Annotated in this window: 9 protein-coding genes; 3 read left to right on the plus strand and 6 right to left on the minus strand. The window is 41.4% G+C overall.

What is annotated here, in order from left to right:
• The 5 genes from ACFSR6_RS06720 to ACFSR6_RS06740 all read right to left on the minus strand — a co-directional run bounded on the left by ACFSR6_RS06720 (position 1) and on the right by ACFSR6_RS06740 (position 11,888).
• The gene (locus tag ACFSR6_RS06720; protein ID WP_379076663.1) at positions 1-2,178 is read right to left on the minus strand and encodes an Ig-like domain-containing protein; all 2,178 of its coding nucleotides are present in this window, start codon (positions 2,176-2,178) and stop codon (positions 1-3) included.
• Between the two features lie 433 nt (positions 2,179-2,611).
• Positions 2,612-4,045 (minus strand): AAA family ATPase, encoded by a 1,434-nt coding sequence (locus ACFSR6_RS06725; protein WP_379076666.1) that lies wholly within the window; start codon positions 4,043-4,045, stop codon positions 2,612-2,614.
• Between the two features lie 173 nt (positions 4,046-4,218).
• Complete coding sequence (glgB, locus tag ACFSR6_RS06730; protein WP_379076669.1) at positions 4,219-6,180, minus strand: 1,4-alpha-glucan branching protein GlgB; 1,962 nt, start codon at positions 6,178-6,180, stop codon at positions 4,219-4,221.
• Positions 6,181-6,239: 59 nt separating this feature from the next.
• Positions 6,240-8,702: a glycoside hydrolase family 31 protein gene (locus ACFSR6_RS06735; RefSeq protein ID WP_379076672.1), complete on the minus strand. Its 2,463-nt coding sequence runs from the start codon at positions 8,700-8,702 to the stop codon at positions 6,240-6,242.
• A gap of 276 nt (positions 8,703-8,978) precedes the next feature.
• A complete protein-coding gene (locus tag ACFSR6_RS06740; RefSeq protein ID WP_379076675.1) occupies positions 8,979-11,888 on the minus strand; it encodes a TonB-dependent receptor domain-containing protein in 2,910 nt (969 codons plus the stop codon).
• Positions 11,889-12,109: 221 nt separating this feature from the next.
• Between ACFSR6_RS06740 and ACFSR6_RS06745 the strand changes: the two genes are divergently transcribed.
• The 3 genes from ACFSR6_RS06745 to ACFSR6_RS06755 are packed head-to-tail and all read left to right on the plus strand — an operon-like array spanning position 12,110 to position 15,907.
• Positions 12,110-14,539, plus strand: coding sequence for a penicillin acylase family protein (locus ACFSR6_RS06745; protein ID WP_379076678.1), 2,430 nt, complete (start codon positions 12,110-12,112; stop codon positions 14,537-14,539).
• Between the two features lie 48 nt (positions 14,540-14,587).
• Positions 14,588-14,899, plus strand: coding sequence for a hypothetical protein (locus ACFSR6_RS06750; RefSeq protein WP_379076681.1), 312 nt, complete (start codon positions 14,588-14,590; stop codon positions 14,897-14,899).
• A gap of 24 nt (positions 14,900-14,923) precedes the next feature.
• Positions 14,924-15,907 (plus strand): LuxE/PaaK family acyltransferase, encoded by a 984-nt coding sequence (locus tag ACFSR6_RS06755; RefSeq protein ID WP_379076684.1) that lies wholly within the window; start codon positions 14,924-14,926, stop codon positions 15,905-15,907.
• On the opposite strand, the gene ACFSR6_RS06760 is transcribed toward ACFSR6_RS06755, so the two are convergent.
• Positions 15,908-16,345: a Fur family transcriptional regulator gene (locus tag ACFSR6_RS06760; RefSeq protein ID WP_183762551.1), complete on the minus strand. Its 438-nt coding sequence runs from the start codon at positions 16,343-16,345 to the stop codon at positions 15,908-15,910.
• Positions 16,346-16,360 lie beyond the last annotated feature (15 nt).

The following is a 16,360-nucleotide window of genomic DNA, read 5'->3' on the forward strand; positions in this document are numbered from 1 at the left end:
TTAATTAATAGATACTGTTGGTTTGTGCGGCACAAGCTTTACCCTAAAACTGAAAGGAATGGTACGCTCGCAGCCATTTGCGTTTTTAATGGTTAAATTTCCCTGGTACACGGCAACCGGCGTATTAGAGGGTATATTGATGTTAATTTCGTTTGCGGGTAATGTTTGGTCTGTAACCGCCGGAAGCAGGTTCCCAGCCCATGAAATGCTGTAGCTAACAGGATTGAAAACAGGGTTAGTATAGGTGAGTTTTGTAGAACTTAAGCCTTCGCAGATTCCCGGATCAGGCCCAAGGATTAGGTTTGGCTGTGGATTTACAGCTAAATTAAAATCAACTTTTTTCCCACAGTAAGTAGCATCATCGGCAATAGTATAACTGATCACTACATTGCCTGCCCCAATTGCTGTAACCAAACCCGCAGCATCTACAGTTGCAATGCCCGCATCGCTGCTGCTCCAAGTTCCATTAGGGTAGGCATTGGTAAAGGTCGCGGTTGTTCCTCCGCACATGGTTGCAATACCAGCAATTGCAGGTACGGGTGCATATTGTTTTACCTTAACCTCTACAGCCTTTAAACCACCTGCATTTTTACAACCTGTTAGTGTGTTTACCGCTTCAACATAATAAGTTGTAGCGGCGGTAAGCCCAGGGGTGACATAATTTGTACCAACGGTAAATGGTGTACCACCAGAAGACGATGTGAACCAGTTATAAGTAAAGCCCGCATCGGGATTGGTAACCGCAAGTGTTGTTGAAGAACCACTACAGACCGTTGCGCCCGGAACAATAAGTGTTGGCAAAGGATTGACTTTTAACTTTACCCTCAAGCGTTCGGATGTAGCGGCGATACAGTAAGTTCTGCTTGCCTGAACATAATAATTATATTCGCCGGCAGCAAGGGTTGATGGTGGTGTATAGCTTAATCCTGTATTTAACAACGTACCGCCAGTTTCGGCATCATACCATTTATATTCGGTACAATCCTGAGGATTATTTACAGCAAAAGTGGTAGTTGTACCTTCGCAAACTGTCCTTATATCTTCCGCAGCAGGATCTACAAGTGTACGCGGATTTGCCAGTTTTCTTCTGATATCATAAATCCTTATCGAACCGAGCACACCAGCCAAGCCTCCTGTAGTAATTTCCAAGCGGTCGTAAACCTCAGTGATCGGAAAGGTTAATACATATTTATCTGTTGAGCCAGGGAAAAGCCTGAGATTTAGAAAAGTCCCGACATTATTAAATGGATCGCCTGCTTTTGCTCCATTCAGATAGGGCTGTATGGTAAATCCAGTAAGCAGGCTCAGATCAAGTAACCCACCCCCAGGCTTGCTTAATATAATACTCACAGAATCTTTAGGCTGAGAGGGCTTGTTAAATATTGCCGTAAGGAAAATTTTATTTAAAACAGATAATCCCACATCCATTAAAGCGTAACTGTCTTTATCATTGTCGATTGAATTAAAGGGATCTGTTACCTTTCCCGTAACATTTAATACCCCCCCAACAATGCTGGGCTGTACGCCCGATAATACATCAATTACCTCATCGCAATCTATTTTCTCGGTAGTTGCCTCCATGATATAGGCATGAAAAACCTTAGCTGACAATGCTACGGAGAGTAAATTGCCCGAAACCTTAACATAAATACCGTTATATACCTGATTGGGAGTAACTGTAATCTCCACCTCACCCGAACCGCTGATTACACCGGCGATATTGGTAGAGTTATAAATAGGATTCATGGTTGCAGTATACCCTGCATCGTGCCCAGGCCCAAGCAGGCCCAGCAATGGCCAATCGGCACCAATTGACTGCAAGTTTGTAAAACTTCCAATTTCTACCCCACTCAATACACTCAAAACCTCGGTAGGCAACGAGATTTTAACGGTAACGGGTGTATTGGCAGGAATTGATCTTGGGCCGGTGCCGCTACTATTGGTAAATTGTAGAAATTGGGTAGATGATGCCAAACCCGCCAAACCAAGTCCAACACCTAAGGTTGATGCATCTCTAACCTGTCCGTTAACCGCATTCGGCGCATCAGCGATAGTCCCCATAATTAGAGAACCACCCAATATTTTAAACCCATATTGGATCGAACCCTGAAAATCAGCGTAGGTACGTTTAGTATTTTCGCATTGTGCCGTAACCTGCGCATATAAATATGCAGGCATGCAGCAAAACACAAACACCAGGAAGGACAGACAAGAGCGCCTTTTCAATTCTTTTGGGATGTGACTTAAAACAGTTTGTTCGTTGACACAAAAGTATGCCGGACGATGGCCAAATTAGCCGTTCACTTTATTCATTAAACATATAAAGAATATGCAACAGCCTGTTTTATTGACATTTATCAACAAAACACAAATTTTAAGTTGTAAAATCAAATGCTTGGGTAGGTTGTACTATCTTTTGATTTTTGACAGAGAAAAATAATTTAGTAATACTGATTAGGGAATGATGTAACAACCAAAATGGTTATACATTTATTTAACAGAAAATACTTGCAGGGGAAAAGAGTTATCGTATCTTTGCACCCTCCCTGGAAGCTTCCACTCCAGGGTTTAAGAAAGCTTTCCAGCAATGGGAGGCTTTTCTTATTTAAAATCAGGCAAACAGTATATCCATAGCAAGCTCTTTTTGTACCAAACCTGGATAGTTTGTACCATTCTTTACCCCATAGGTGGTGATCATGGTTAAAAATAATGCCTTTCTTGTTCCGGTTTGCGATTGGAATACCTTGAGTTTGTTATCCAGCTCTTTTTGATACGACTTGCTGATTTCAAAAGGAGCAACCGAAAATTTCATTTCACAGATATTGATACAGGAATCGTTCCGGTCGATCAGTAGATCGATCTGTGCCCCCTGCTCTTCTTTGTTTTTAGGCAGATAACGCCACACCGAAATTTCAGCGTAAACATTTTCTATCCCTATTGCCTTTTTAATCTGCAAAATGTGTTTCATGCAGATGCTTTCGAAAGCATACCCACCCCAGCTTTTCCATGAGGTACCCGAATAAAATTTTAGCCAGGTACCGGCTCCTGTTGCTTTATTGCCATCGATAAATTTCAGGTAAAAAATAGAATACTCATCGGTAAGCTTATACAATGCATCTTTGGTGTTTTTACCGAAAGGAACATATGGTGTAATGAAACCCGACTCGGCCAGTTCTGCGAGCAGTTGCGTAGCATAGCCCCCGCTGCTTAACTTACAGGCATTAATAATTTCTGTACGGGTTAAGCCTTTACTTTTTTTGGCCAGGGCCCTCACAATATCGATGTGGTTTTCGGCTTTATCGAACAGGGAATAATACAGGTTCTTAAATTCTTCGAGCAGTAGGCCATCCTTGGTAAAAAACAACCGGTCTGTCACTTGTGCAACACTTTCGCCTGGCTCTATTTCTTTCAGGTATTGGGGAATGCCGCCCATGGCCATATAAACCTGTAGAAGCTGGTATTTATCGAGCTTTATTTTCCTCTGCTTAAGATAGGCTGCTGTTTCGCCAACGGTAAAGGGCAACAACCTGATCCTCCTGGTTACACGGTTATGCAGACCGCCGCGGTTATTGATTACTTTATTGATCATCCAGGAAGCTGCCGAACCGCAAATCACCACAACCAGTTTCTTTTCTTTGGAAGCCCAACTGTTCCAGAAGTTTTCGAAAGCAGGCAAAAACCCTGAACGCGGAGTATTGATCCACGGAAATTCATCAATAAAAATGATTGTTCTTTCCTTTTTCACCAAAGGCACAAGGTATTGACGAAGCACCTGAAAAGCGGCTATCCAACTTTTTGGTATGGCAAGTGGAAGTCCGCCTGCGGCCTGGGTAAGTGCCAAGGCAAAGTTTTCCAGCTGTTGGGTTAAAGTTGCATGATGGATGCCTGAAAATTCGAATGCCAGATCTTTACTAAAACCATTTCTGATCAGATAAGTTTTTCCAACCCGTCTGCGCCCATATACTGCAATGAGTTCAGGCTCGCCCGATTTTTCAATCTTCTCCAACAACAATCTTTCTTCTACTCTACCTACAACCTTTTCCATAAACCATTAATTTATAGCAATAAAGGTAATAAATTTATTATTTTTGGCGAAATATAAATACATATATCACGCCAAAACTATATCTTTTTAAGTATTTTTGGCGAAATATAAAAAACTATATCATGCCAAAACTATATTTTATAGCGAATTCTGGCGTGATATACGCCCGAAAATTATTTACTTTTGAAAACAACCATGGCTAAAGGTGGCAGATTAACCTCAATTGAATATACCTGGCCGTTATAACCTTCCAAGGCAGGTACAATATCGCCACGGTTATTGATACCGCCGCCATAATATACAATATCGTCGGTATTGAAAATTTCAGTCCACTTCGTTTTAAAAGGCACACCAATTCTATAGTGCTCGCGTACCACCGGCGTGAGGTTGATGGCAATTACCAACGTATCTTTTGCCTTTGGTCCTTTACGCATATACACAAAGACCGATTCGTTTGCATTATCAGCATCTATCCACTGGAAACCCTCGTAACTAAAATTGAAATGATACAGGGCAGGTTCTTTACGGTAAAGAAAATTTAAGGCTTTAACGGTTTCCTGCATGCCTTTATGCGGAGCGTACTGCAATAAATGCCAATCAAGCGATTGGGTAAAGTTCCACTCATTGGTTTGGCCAAATTCGTTCCCCATAAACAGCAGTTTTGCGCCGGGGTGGGTAAACATATAACCATAAAGTGCCCTTAAGTTCGCAAATTTCTGCCAATCATCGCCCGGCATTTTGTATAACATGGGCGATTTTCCATGCACCACTTCATCATGCGAAAAAGGCAGCATGAAATTTTCAGTAAAAGCATAAGTCATACTAAAACTTAATTGATGGTGATGGTGTTTGCGTCCGAGGGTATCTACTTTAAAATATTTCAGCGTATCGTTCATCCAGCCCATCATCCACTTCATGCCGAAACCGAGGCCACCATTATGCACCGGACGGGTTACGCCCGGGTAAGTGCTGCTTTCTTCGGCAATGGTCTGTACGCCTTCAAAATTACCATAAACCGCTACATTGAGGTCCTGAAGAAACTGGATGGCACCAATATTTTCACTTCCCCCATATTCGTTGGTTGCAGCATCAGCATCTTCCCTTGAAAAATTAAAATATAACATCGAGGCGACGGCATCAACCCTTAAACCATCAGCATGGTATTGATCCAGCCAAAATATGGCATTGCTGATAAGAAAAGAACGTACCTCGTTACGGTCATAGTTAAATATATACGATTTCCAATCAGGATGGAAACCTTTCCGCATATCGGCATGTTCGTACAGGTGGGTTCCGTCAAACTCATATAAACCATGCCTATCGCCCGGAAAATGGGAAGGTACCCAATCTAGTATCACTGCAATATTGGCCTTATGCAATTCATTGATCAGGTACATTAGGTCCTGCGGGGAGCCATAGCGCGAGCTTGCCCCAAAGTACCCTGTAATCTGGTATCCCCAGCTCGGGAAAAATGGAAATTCCATTACAGGCATCAGCTCTACATGTGTAAAACCCATTTCTTTAACATAAGGCACAAGCCTGCCGGCTACTTCCCTGCAGTTTAAAACACGCTCTGGATTATCCGGATCGCGTTCCCAGGAGCCCAAATGTATTTCGTAAACCGAAATCGGCTGATCTAAGGCATTTAATTTTGCCCTCTTATTGAGCCAGGCTTTATCTTTCCAGGTAAAATCAGTATCCCAAACAATACAGGCCGTTTGCGGTGGATGTTCCCATCTGCGTGCATAGGGATCGCCTTTCAGGTGTTCCGATCCGTCGAAACCCTGTACAAAATATTTATATACTTCGCCTTTGGCAATACCGGGAATAAAACCTTCCCAGATACCCGATTTATCCCAACGTTTGTACAACTGATGCGAACTGTTATCCCAGCTGTTAAAATTGCCCACTACACTTACCTTCGTAGCATTGGGTGCCCAAACAGAAAAATAAGCGCCGGCGGTGGCCTCAACAGTAATTAAATGGGAACCCATTTTTTCATACAGCCTAAAATGTTTTCCAACAAGAAAAAGATCAATGTCGTAATCGGTAAATAAACTGTGCACCCAAACGGATTTATTCTTATCGATTTTAGGTAGCGCTGCTTTTTTTGCAGGAACTTTTTTTGCTGACATAGGTATTTTTGGCTAGATAAATGAAGCCCCAAATACTAAACAGCATTTGGGGCTAATTGTTACAGACTCAGGATCTGAATTTCAGAGAAATTTTTATTGCACTTGAAATGCAGGATGTTTTGATCGTCAGTATAAAAATCTTTCACCTCTTTGTTATCGATGATGATTTTTTTAACCTGGAATTTTACGCCGATAATATTGCAAACATAAAACTCATAGTTAGGCGTATATAACCCCTCGTTACGCTGGTTTACCTTAATGGCCTGGTTATCGCCTTTAACGGTAAATTTCTTTTCGAGGTAAATATCCTGTTCATAGGCAAAGGTATCGCCATGATCTTCGTACATATACGAGTTCACCTCATAATCGCTATGATAAATGTTCAGGATTACTTCGGTAATGGATTTTTCATCAACATATTGCATCACCGGATACTCTGGCAAAACGGAACCTGCACGCACAAATATTGGCATGCTGTCTATCTTGGCATCAACGGTATATTCGTTACCCCCATTTAAAATTTCGTTGGTCCAGAAATTATACCAGGCACCTTTTGGCAGGTATACCCTTCTCGATATTGCACCCTGTTCCAAAACAGGGCAGATCAATAACTTATCGCCATAGCAAAATTCATCCTGACGGAAACTATTGCTGATATTTTCCTGTTCGAGCATAACCAATGGCCTTAAAATTGGAAAACCATAACGATGGTGCTCCCAAAAAACAGAATACAGGTAAGGCATTAAACGGTACCTTAATTCGATAAACTTGCGGTTAATATCTTCAAAAAACTGGCCAAAGCTCCAGGGTTCGCGCTCAGCTGTATCGCCTGCAGAGTGTGCCCTCATAAATGGTGAAAAAGTACCCAACTGGATCCAGCGGGCAAACAGTTCTCCGTCAGGCTCTCCACTAAACCCGCCAATATCGGTACCGCAGAACGGCACACCTGAAACGGATAAACGCTGGCACTGGATATTACCGATTTTCAAATGTTCCCAGGTTGCAATGTTATCGCCTGTCCATACGCTCGCATAACGCTGCATGCCCGAATATCCGGCCCTTGTAATGGTAAACGGACGTTTGTTACGCATCAGTTTTTTAAGCCCTTCATAAGTAGAACGCACCATCTGCATACCGTAAACATTGTGTGCTTTACGGTGTGAACCGCGGTAACCATCGTAATTATGGCGTACATCGTTAGGGAAAGTGCCCGAACCAAATACCGCAGGCTCATTCATATCATTCCAGAAACCTGCCACACCCATATCTACCAGCTCTTTGTACAGGTTCCCCCACCATGCACGTACTTTAGGGTTGGTAAAATCAGGAAACTGGCAACGGCCCGGCCAAACATGGCCTTCCATATAGTAATCGTCGCTCCGGCGACAGAAAAATCTTTTCTCTTTACCTTCTTTAAAAACCCAGTAATCGTCATCAACTTTAATTCCCGGGTCGATCATTACAACAGTCTTAAAACCATCATCAGAAAGCTCCTTGATCATCTTACGGGGATCAGGGAAATATTTTTTGTTCCAGGTAAAACAGCGATAACCATCCATATAATCGATATCGAGGTAAATGGCATCACAAGGAATTTTCCTTTCCCTGAACTGTTTTGCGATTTCCTTAACCTTCGATTCTGGATAATAGCTCCAACGGCATTGTTGATAACCTAAAGTCCATTTTGGAGGCATCGGGTGTGTTCCGGTTAATGTTGCATAACGTTTTACCACATCCATAATATGTGGTCCGTGGATATAGTAGTACTGCAGTTCGCCTCCATCGGCCCAGAAACTGGTTTTATTTACATCTTCTGCACCAAAATCAAAATATGATTTAAAGGTATTATCGAAAAATATACCGTAAGCAGCCTGGTTATGCAACCCCATGTAAAAAGGTATGGTACGGTAAAGCGGGTCCTGGTTCCAACCATATGAGTAGGCATCCGTGTTCCAGTTTTCGAAACGCCGGCCGCGAAGGTTAAAATTACCTGATTTATCACCTAAACCAAAGAAATTTTCTTCAGGGTGGCATTTTTTAGTGGCATAAATATAATAGCCCCCAAAATCTACGTTCTCTTCCCAGTGCATAGGGTTGGCTTCATCAACCATCATCATATTGGTGATGTTGTCATAAAAAGAGATATGGAAATTGGATTTTTCTATTTTGCAGGTTACGGCATGTGTAGAAACGGTATAATGATCGTCGTGTTCCTGCATCTTAAATACCGAAACTTTGTGGTCTACTTCAGGTACGGCATAAGAAAAATCATCCAGGAAAACACCATGCGGTGCCAAGCGTACCCTGATAATATCGTCGCTTACTACCCTTACTTCTACCCTTGCATCTCCATCAGAAAAATAAAAACGGTTGCCTTCCTTTTTTACTTTTTTTACTGCCCCAAGGTACTGTTTAACAATTGGTTTTACCGATATATCAACTGGATTGTTTAAATGCTGTATTTCCTGTTCCTTTTCGATCAGATCACCTGCCTCGTTAGGTTTGTCGTTTTGCGCTTCCATCCTTATTTATTCAAATTTTAATTCATGGCTCTTAAACAGGGATGTGCTTAAGAAAGTACTATAATACAAATATTTTATTAAAAGGGATCAAGCTTTTTTTCAAGGCCTGTTGATTAAAGTGTATTATTTACACTAAGAGCCTTAAATCAGAAATTTAATTAAAGAAGATTTAACAGTAGTGTTTGATAGCTGCAACCACAAACCAGGCATTTGAATAGCAAAAAAAGCCCCCTGTACATGATGTATACAGAGGGCTACTCAAAACTCAATATTTTGCTATGGATTAAAGGCTAATCCAACGTAATAAATTGCACCTGCTGATGGGTTTCCGTAAGAAGTGAAATAATATTTATTGAGCACATTAGAACCACCCAGTTTAATTACCGATTGTACCGAAGGTATCCTCAGGCTCATCTGCGCATCCAAAGAGCTGTATGCCGGCACCTGACCCGATGCAAAAGAAGAATTCCAGTAGAATTGATCCTGCCAGCGGTAAGCCAGGTTGAAACCGAAGTTTTTAATAATTTCTTTATTACCCAGGCCCAGGTTGTAGCGGATTTTAGGAGTATTGAAATCATTAATATAATTAGCTGGCAAATCACCAATCTGGTTGTAAGAAACGTTACCACTTACATTCCATTTGCCTACAAGGTAGTCAAGGCCTAAAGCTGCACCATAAGAAGTTACCTTGCCTGCAGCATTTACCGGAACACCAAATTTCACAAAGCTTCCATTAACATTCTGATAAACATCAACAGCGGTGATAAAATCTTTATAGATATTGTAATAGCCGTAAGCATCAACCAATAAATTAGGAAGCAGCAAGCCTTTATAACCCAACTCGTAAGATTGAACACTCTCCGGACGTACACCTCTCGAATCGAAATTATACTGTTGTAAAAGTGCCGGATTAGGTGTGCCGGTAGCGGCTGCCGAAGCCAAAAAGGCACGGTAACTTACATCAGTATAGGGTTTATTGGTATCAAGATGGTATTTATTGAACATAATTTCTGGTAAACCACCAATCAGCCTTTGCGAACCGCCACCTACTGAAAGATCAATATACTGGTTCTGTGTAGTTGGATTACGGTACCCGGTTTGGTAAGAAACCCTGATATTGTTGTTTTTTGCCACCGTGAATACCCCTGTTATCCTTGGGGTAAACCTGCCTTCAAAATTCTGACTTTTATCGTAACGGCCGGCAAAAGTAAACTTAACCTTATCATTAAAAAGTTTTTTACCAATCTGTGCGAACGCGCCATATTCTTTAATATCGATTGATTCGTTTAAATCATTGAATATGGTACCTGCCGAATTTAAGTCATATAAACGATAAGATGCGCCCACCTGAAATTCTACTACTTTATCGAAAAGATTGGTAAAATTGTACATTCCTTCGTAATGGTAGAGATTGGATTTATCATCGAATTTCGCACCATAAATACCTTTACTCGGATCAGAAGCACTGATGGTCGTGTTCATGATATTATTTTTTGCCATTTCGTACTGTGGACTTCCAGGTGCATAGCGGCCTTGATCAGCTGCACCTCTTGCTAAAGCGTGGGCTTGGGCATCGGTTTGTCCGGCAGCTCTTGCACCTACATAATTACCAATATACTGCGGGAACCAGGTTGTTGATGGTTTTGATAATTCATTAATATAACTACCCAGTATAGAAGAAATATAAGAATCGCCTGAACGCTCCTGCGTGGTATAGGCTTTTAGGAAAAAATCTTCGCCTTTTAATTCCAATTTGTATTGGCCGATATTAAAATTACGCAGCGAATAGCGATCAGACCCGGTATATACCGAAGTTCCTGTACCCCAATTGGCCTGTCCAACCAGCTGCACTGTATTGCTGATGTTATAATACAATGCTCCTGAAGCTTTTAGCGATTTAGTACTATAGTCTACCAGGTTTTCTTCATTATAACCTGTTCTTGAAACATTTTGATCAGGAATTAGTCCTGCTTTTAAACCGACATAAAATGGAAAATAGTTCTGAACCGCCGGACGTAAAGCTGCAGGTAAACTGGCCAAAAAGCCAGCCTGTTGTGCTGCATTTGGAATAGCTGCACCAAAAGCACCGTCCATCGTAGATTTAATGTTGGGAATTAAACCGCCCGAACCTGCATTTATACCCGAAATGGTTGCATTTTGAACACTCAGGGCCACATTACGCATATTCTGGCTTACCTCATCACCATAAACATTAATACCATCGTAATTTGGATCGCTGTTCCTATCACCAGATTTTGCCGTTCTTGCCACCCTATCAAAATTCGAATAGTTATTTCCATACCAGTCTTTGGCCTGTACAAAAGAAAATGCCGCTTTTACACCAAACTTATTGTTCCATGATTTTGCCATACGTACATCCAATTGGTTAAAAGGTTGCACGGTACTGTTATCGTCGTTAACATGGTTTACCCCTGTTTTATACTGAAAACTTGCGCCTGGGTACTTAAAAGGATCTTTTGATGTCATTAGCAAAGTACCGCTAATACCACCAGCACCATAAAGCGCTGATGAAGCACCTGGCAACAACTCTACATTATCAACATCAAGTTCGGTAATCCCCACAATGTTACCTACCGAGAAATTCAATCCAGGGGCCTGGTTATCCATTCCATCGATGTACTGATTAAAACGGGTATTACCATTTGAATTGAAACCACGTGTATTGATCGATTTGAAGGTTAAACTCTGCATACTGCTTTCCACACCTTTCATATTGTTAAGCGCATCATAAAATGATGGTGCAGCAATTTCCCTTATGGTAGCAGCGCTCATACGCTCAATGGATACAGGCGATTCCAGGATACGCTCCGGCGTACGTGAGGCCGAAACCACCACATCGCCACCCAGCACCACAGCTGTTTCCAACTCCAGGTTAATACCTGTTGTGCTACCTGTTACCTGCTGTTCTACCGTACCATACCCCACATAAGAAGCTACCAAAGTAAAAGGCACTTTTGCCGTTGTACTAAAACTGAAACTACCATTGGCTGTAGATGCTGTACCGCCCGGTTGACCTTTGATGGTTAAACTTACGCCTGCAAGGCCTTCTTTTGATTGCTTATCTTTTACGGTACCACTCACCGTAATGCCCTGTGCCTGTGCCACAATATTAACTGTACACATCAATAATAACACATAGAAGATCTGTGTAAAAATTCTGCTCATAAAGATTGTTAATTTGGTTACCTAACTAGTTAGTTATACTGTTTATTTGTATGATTAGTTACATAAACTTAAACTCTTTTTTTGAATTAAGCAAATTATGTTAGCATAATAATATCAATTCAAATTATAATTTTGATTGATATACAGTTTGTTGTATTTTGCATTAAACATAAACCGTCATTTTGCGCTATCTTAGCAAAAGACTTTGTTAACTAACCATTATGAATAAAATTAAGGCCTTATTTTGCGTCATCATACCGATAGCATTAGCTTTTTTATTTAATACCAAACTGGGAAATACACCACCACTGTTAAAATTTCTAAATCCTTTTATGGGTTTTTGGCAGAATGCCGAGAACAATCACTTTATATTCAACCATAAAGCAAAGATCAAAGGTGCGATAGATAAAATTGAAATTGTTTTCGACGACCGCATGATCCCTCATATTTTTGCACAGAACGATCACGATCTATATTTGGCTCAAGGTTATGTTACCGCCATGCACCGCCTTTGGCAAATGGATTTCCAGACCCGGTTTGCCGCCGGAAGAATTAGTGAAGTAGTGGGCCAAAAAGCCATTGAAGTTGACCGTTACCAGCGCCGCATGGGCATGGTTTATGGCGCAGAAAACTCATTAAAAGGCATGATGGCCGATCCAAAGGCTAAAGAAATGATTCTGGCCTATACCGAAGGAATTAACGCTTACATTAAAACACTTTCTAAAGCCAACTATCCATTAGAATATAAAATACTCGATTTCAAACCCGAAAACTGGACACCTATAAAATGTGCCTTACTCCTTAAACAGATGTCGGCCGTATTGGCTATGGGTTCTGACGAGTTTTATATGACCAATATCCTTAAAAAATTTGGCCCTGATATTACCAAAGATCTTTTTCCTGATTATCCTTTCCGTGAAGATCCGATTATCCCCGTGGGCACCAAATGGAACTTCACACCACTATCCGTACCTAAAACACCAGCAAGCTTTACTGAAGCCTTAACCGGTGAGGTAAAAACAAAAGAGAAAGTAGAAGGTATCGGCAGCAATAACTGGGCATTATCTGGTGCTAAAACAGCATCTGGATACCCCATTTTAGCAAACGACCCTCATTTGGATTTAACCCTCCCCTCTATTTGGTACCAGATCCAGTTACATGCACCCGGTGTTAATACATATGGTGTTTCTTTACCTGGTGCACCCGGTGTAATTATCGGTTTTAACCAGAAAATTGCCTGGGGAGTAACCAATGTTGCCGCTGATGTGCTGGATTTTTATCAGATCAGGTTTAAGGATTCGTCCCATAATCAATATTGGTACAACAACCAGTGGAAAGCAACTTCAAAGCGTTTAGAAACCATCAAAATCCGTGGAGGAAAAGACGAAGTGGATACGGTTTATTATACCCATCACGGCCCCGTGGTTTATTTCCAGAAGCCGAAATATGGCAGAGCAGATAATGTGCCTGTTGGCGATGCATTAAGGTGGATTGCACATGAACGATCAAATGAGCTCATGACTTTTTATTACCTTAACCGTGGTAAAAACTATAATGATTACCGCAAGGCTTTAACTTTTTATACCGCACCGGCACAGAACTTTGTTTTTGCCAGCGTAGATAATGATATCGCCATTACACCGAATGGTAAATTCCCTTTAAAATGGAAAGATCAGGGCAAGTTTATCCTGGATGGCACCGATCCGGCTTACGATTGGCATGGATGGATCCCAAATGCGCAGAACCCAACGGTTAAAAATCCACCACGCGGTTTTGTAAGCTCGGCCAACCAGTCTTCAACCGATCCGTCTTACCCTTATTATATCAATTGGGAGTTTGCACCATACGAACGCGGTAAACGCATCAATGACCGTTTAACCACAATGAAAAAGGCCACTTTAGACAGTATCCGTTTAATGCAGACCGATAATTACAGTATCCTTGCACAAAATCTCCTGCCTGCACTATTGCCCCAGTTAAATAATGAACAACTTAACGCCACCCAAAAGGAAGCATTATCTTACGTAAATAAATGGAACAAACGCTATGATGCCAATGAAATTGCAGCCAGTGTGTTCGAGATATGGGCAAACCGTTTAATTTATGATATATGGGGCGACGAATTTGAAGTAAAAGGAATTCCTATGCGTTTCCCATCACGCGACCGCACGGTCGAAATGATCCTGAAAGAACCGAATGCCCCATGGTATGATAATATTCATACAGCTAAAAAAGAAACACTTGCCGACCTCGTGAACGAATCTTTTAAATTTAGCTGTGATAGTCTGGAGAGACGTTTTGGCCCGATCAATAAAGATTGGAACTGGTCAAATGTAAAACAAAGCAATGTACCCCACCTGGCCAAAATACCAGGGCTTGGTTCCAAGATATTACAGATTGGAGGTGCAAAATCGACCATTAATGCCCTGGGCGAAAGTAACGGACCTTCTTGGAGAATGGTAATCGAACTGGGTAAAACTCCAAAAGGACATGGTGTTTATCCTGGCGGACAATCCGGTAATCCCGGAAGCAAGTTTTATGATAATATGATCGATACCTGGGCCAATGGCAAATTATACGATCTGTTTTATATGCAAAATCCCGACGATAAATCGGGCACAGTTATCTCCCGTTTAAAAATTTCTAAATAGGCTAAAATGGTTTTCATCGTTATATTAATAATCTGTTTTTTCTTACAAATGATTGCACCTTGGTGGGTAATCATCGTCATTTCATTTGCTACCTGTGGCATCATCGGTAAAACCGGAAAAATCGCCTTTTGGCAATCGTTCCTTGCCATTTTCTTATTGTGGATCGGTTATGCGCTGTTTAAAAGTTTACCGAATGATAACCTGCTTGCCGGCCGTGTAGCAGTAATGACCGGGATAAAACTTTGGTGGGTACTGCTTATCGTTACCGGATTTTTAAGCGGTTTGGTTGCCGGCATAAGCGGGTATTGCGGCTATCAGTTCAGAATGGCCATGCTAGCAAAAAAACTGACGGGAAAATAGCATAACGCTTCGTACTTTTGCAGCGTGAATTTAACAGCTGAGGATATATTTTATATAAAAAGTGCGGGTGAGTTTAACTCAATTGCCTTACCTATTTTTAAGTTACAGGCCCAAAACTGTAATGTATACCGCGAGTATATTTTCCATTTGGGTATTGATACCGATAAAATAACCGAAGTGGAGCAGATCCCGTTTCTACCAATCGGCTTTTTTAAAAGCCATCAGGTTTTAAGCAGCAACGATCCTGTTGAGGTAACTTTTAGCAGTTCGGGTACAACAGGCATGGTACAGAGCAGTCACCATGTAACTCATGCAAAACTTTATGAACAAAGTTATCTACAGGCATTTACCGAATTTTATGGCGCAGTTACCGATTATTGCTTTTTGGCCTTGTTACCTTCTTACCAACAGCGCTCGGGTTCATCGTTGATTTACATGGTTAACGACCTGATCGAAAAAAGCAAACATCCACAGAGCGGTTATTTTTTATATAATCATGACGAGTTATTGCAAACCTTGCTCGATTTAAAATCAAAAAAACAAAAAACTGTTTTGATTGGCGTTACTTATGCCCTGCTCGATTTTATAGAAAATTTCGATATCCATTTTCCTGAGCTTATTGTAATGGAAACCGGTGGTATGAAGGGGAAACGAAAAGAAATGGTCCGCGAAGAGCTTCATGAACAGCTAACGAAAGGTTTTGGTGTAAAAACCATCCATAGTGAATATGGGATGACAGAATTGCTTTCTCAGGCATATTCTTTGGGCGAAGGCATCTTCAATTGCCCCAACTGGATGAAAGTGGTGATCCGCGATACCAACGATCCGCTCAGTTTAATGCCAAACGGCAGAACCGGGGGCATTAATGTAATCGACCTGGCCAACATCAATTCTTGTTCGTTTATTGCTACGCAAGACCTGGGGAGAATCAATCCAGATCAGAGTTTTGAAGTATTGGGCAGGTTTGATAATGCCGATATCAGGGGTTGCAACCTTTTGGTTCAATAATCAGTTAACCTTATCCGAGCAGTTTGCGCAAAGGCCCGTAGCAATAAGGTTTAAATGCTCTACCTTAAAACCAGCAGGTACTTTTAATGCCGGGATTTTAACGGTATCCAGACAGTAGATCTTGTGACAGTTATCGCAGTTAAAATGCACATGCTCATCGTGATGCTCGTGCGCACTGCATCCATCTGAACAGATGGCATAATTGGCCGTTCCCTGCTGATCTAAAACTTTATGAATAATTCCTTTTTCTTCAAAAGCCTGCAATACACGGTATAAAGTAACACGATCGGCATCTTTACCCATCACCTGTTCTAAATATGGCTGTGAAGTTGCAGAATCACGCCCACTCAAAATCTCCAGCACCTGTAAACGCGGTGCGGTCCTTTTCAACCCGTTCTTAACCAAAAGTTTTTCGAAACGCTCTGTTTTATTTTCCATAGCAATACAAAAATA

It is taken from the genome of Pedobacter vanadiisoli (genome assembly GCF_042684385.1).
Lineage (GTDB): Bacteria > Bacteroidota > Bacteroidia > Sphingobacteriales > Sphingobacteriaceae > Pedobacter > Pedobacter vanadiisoli.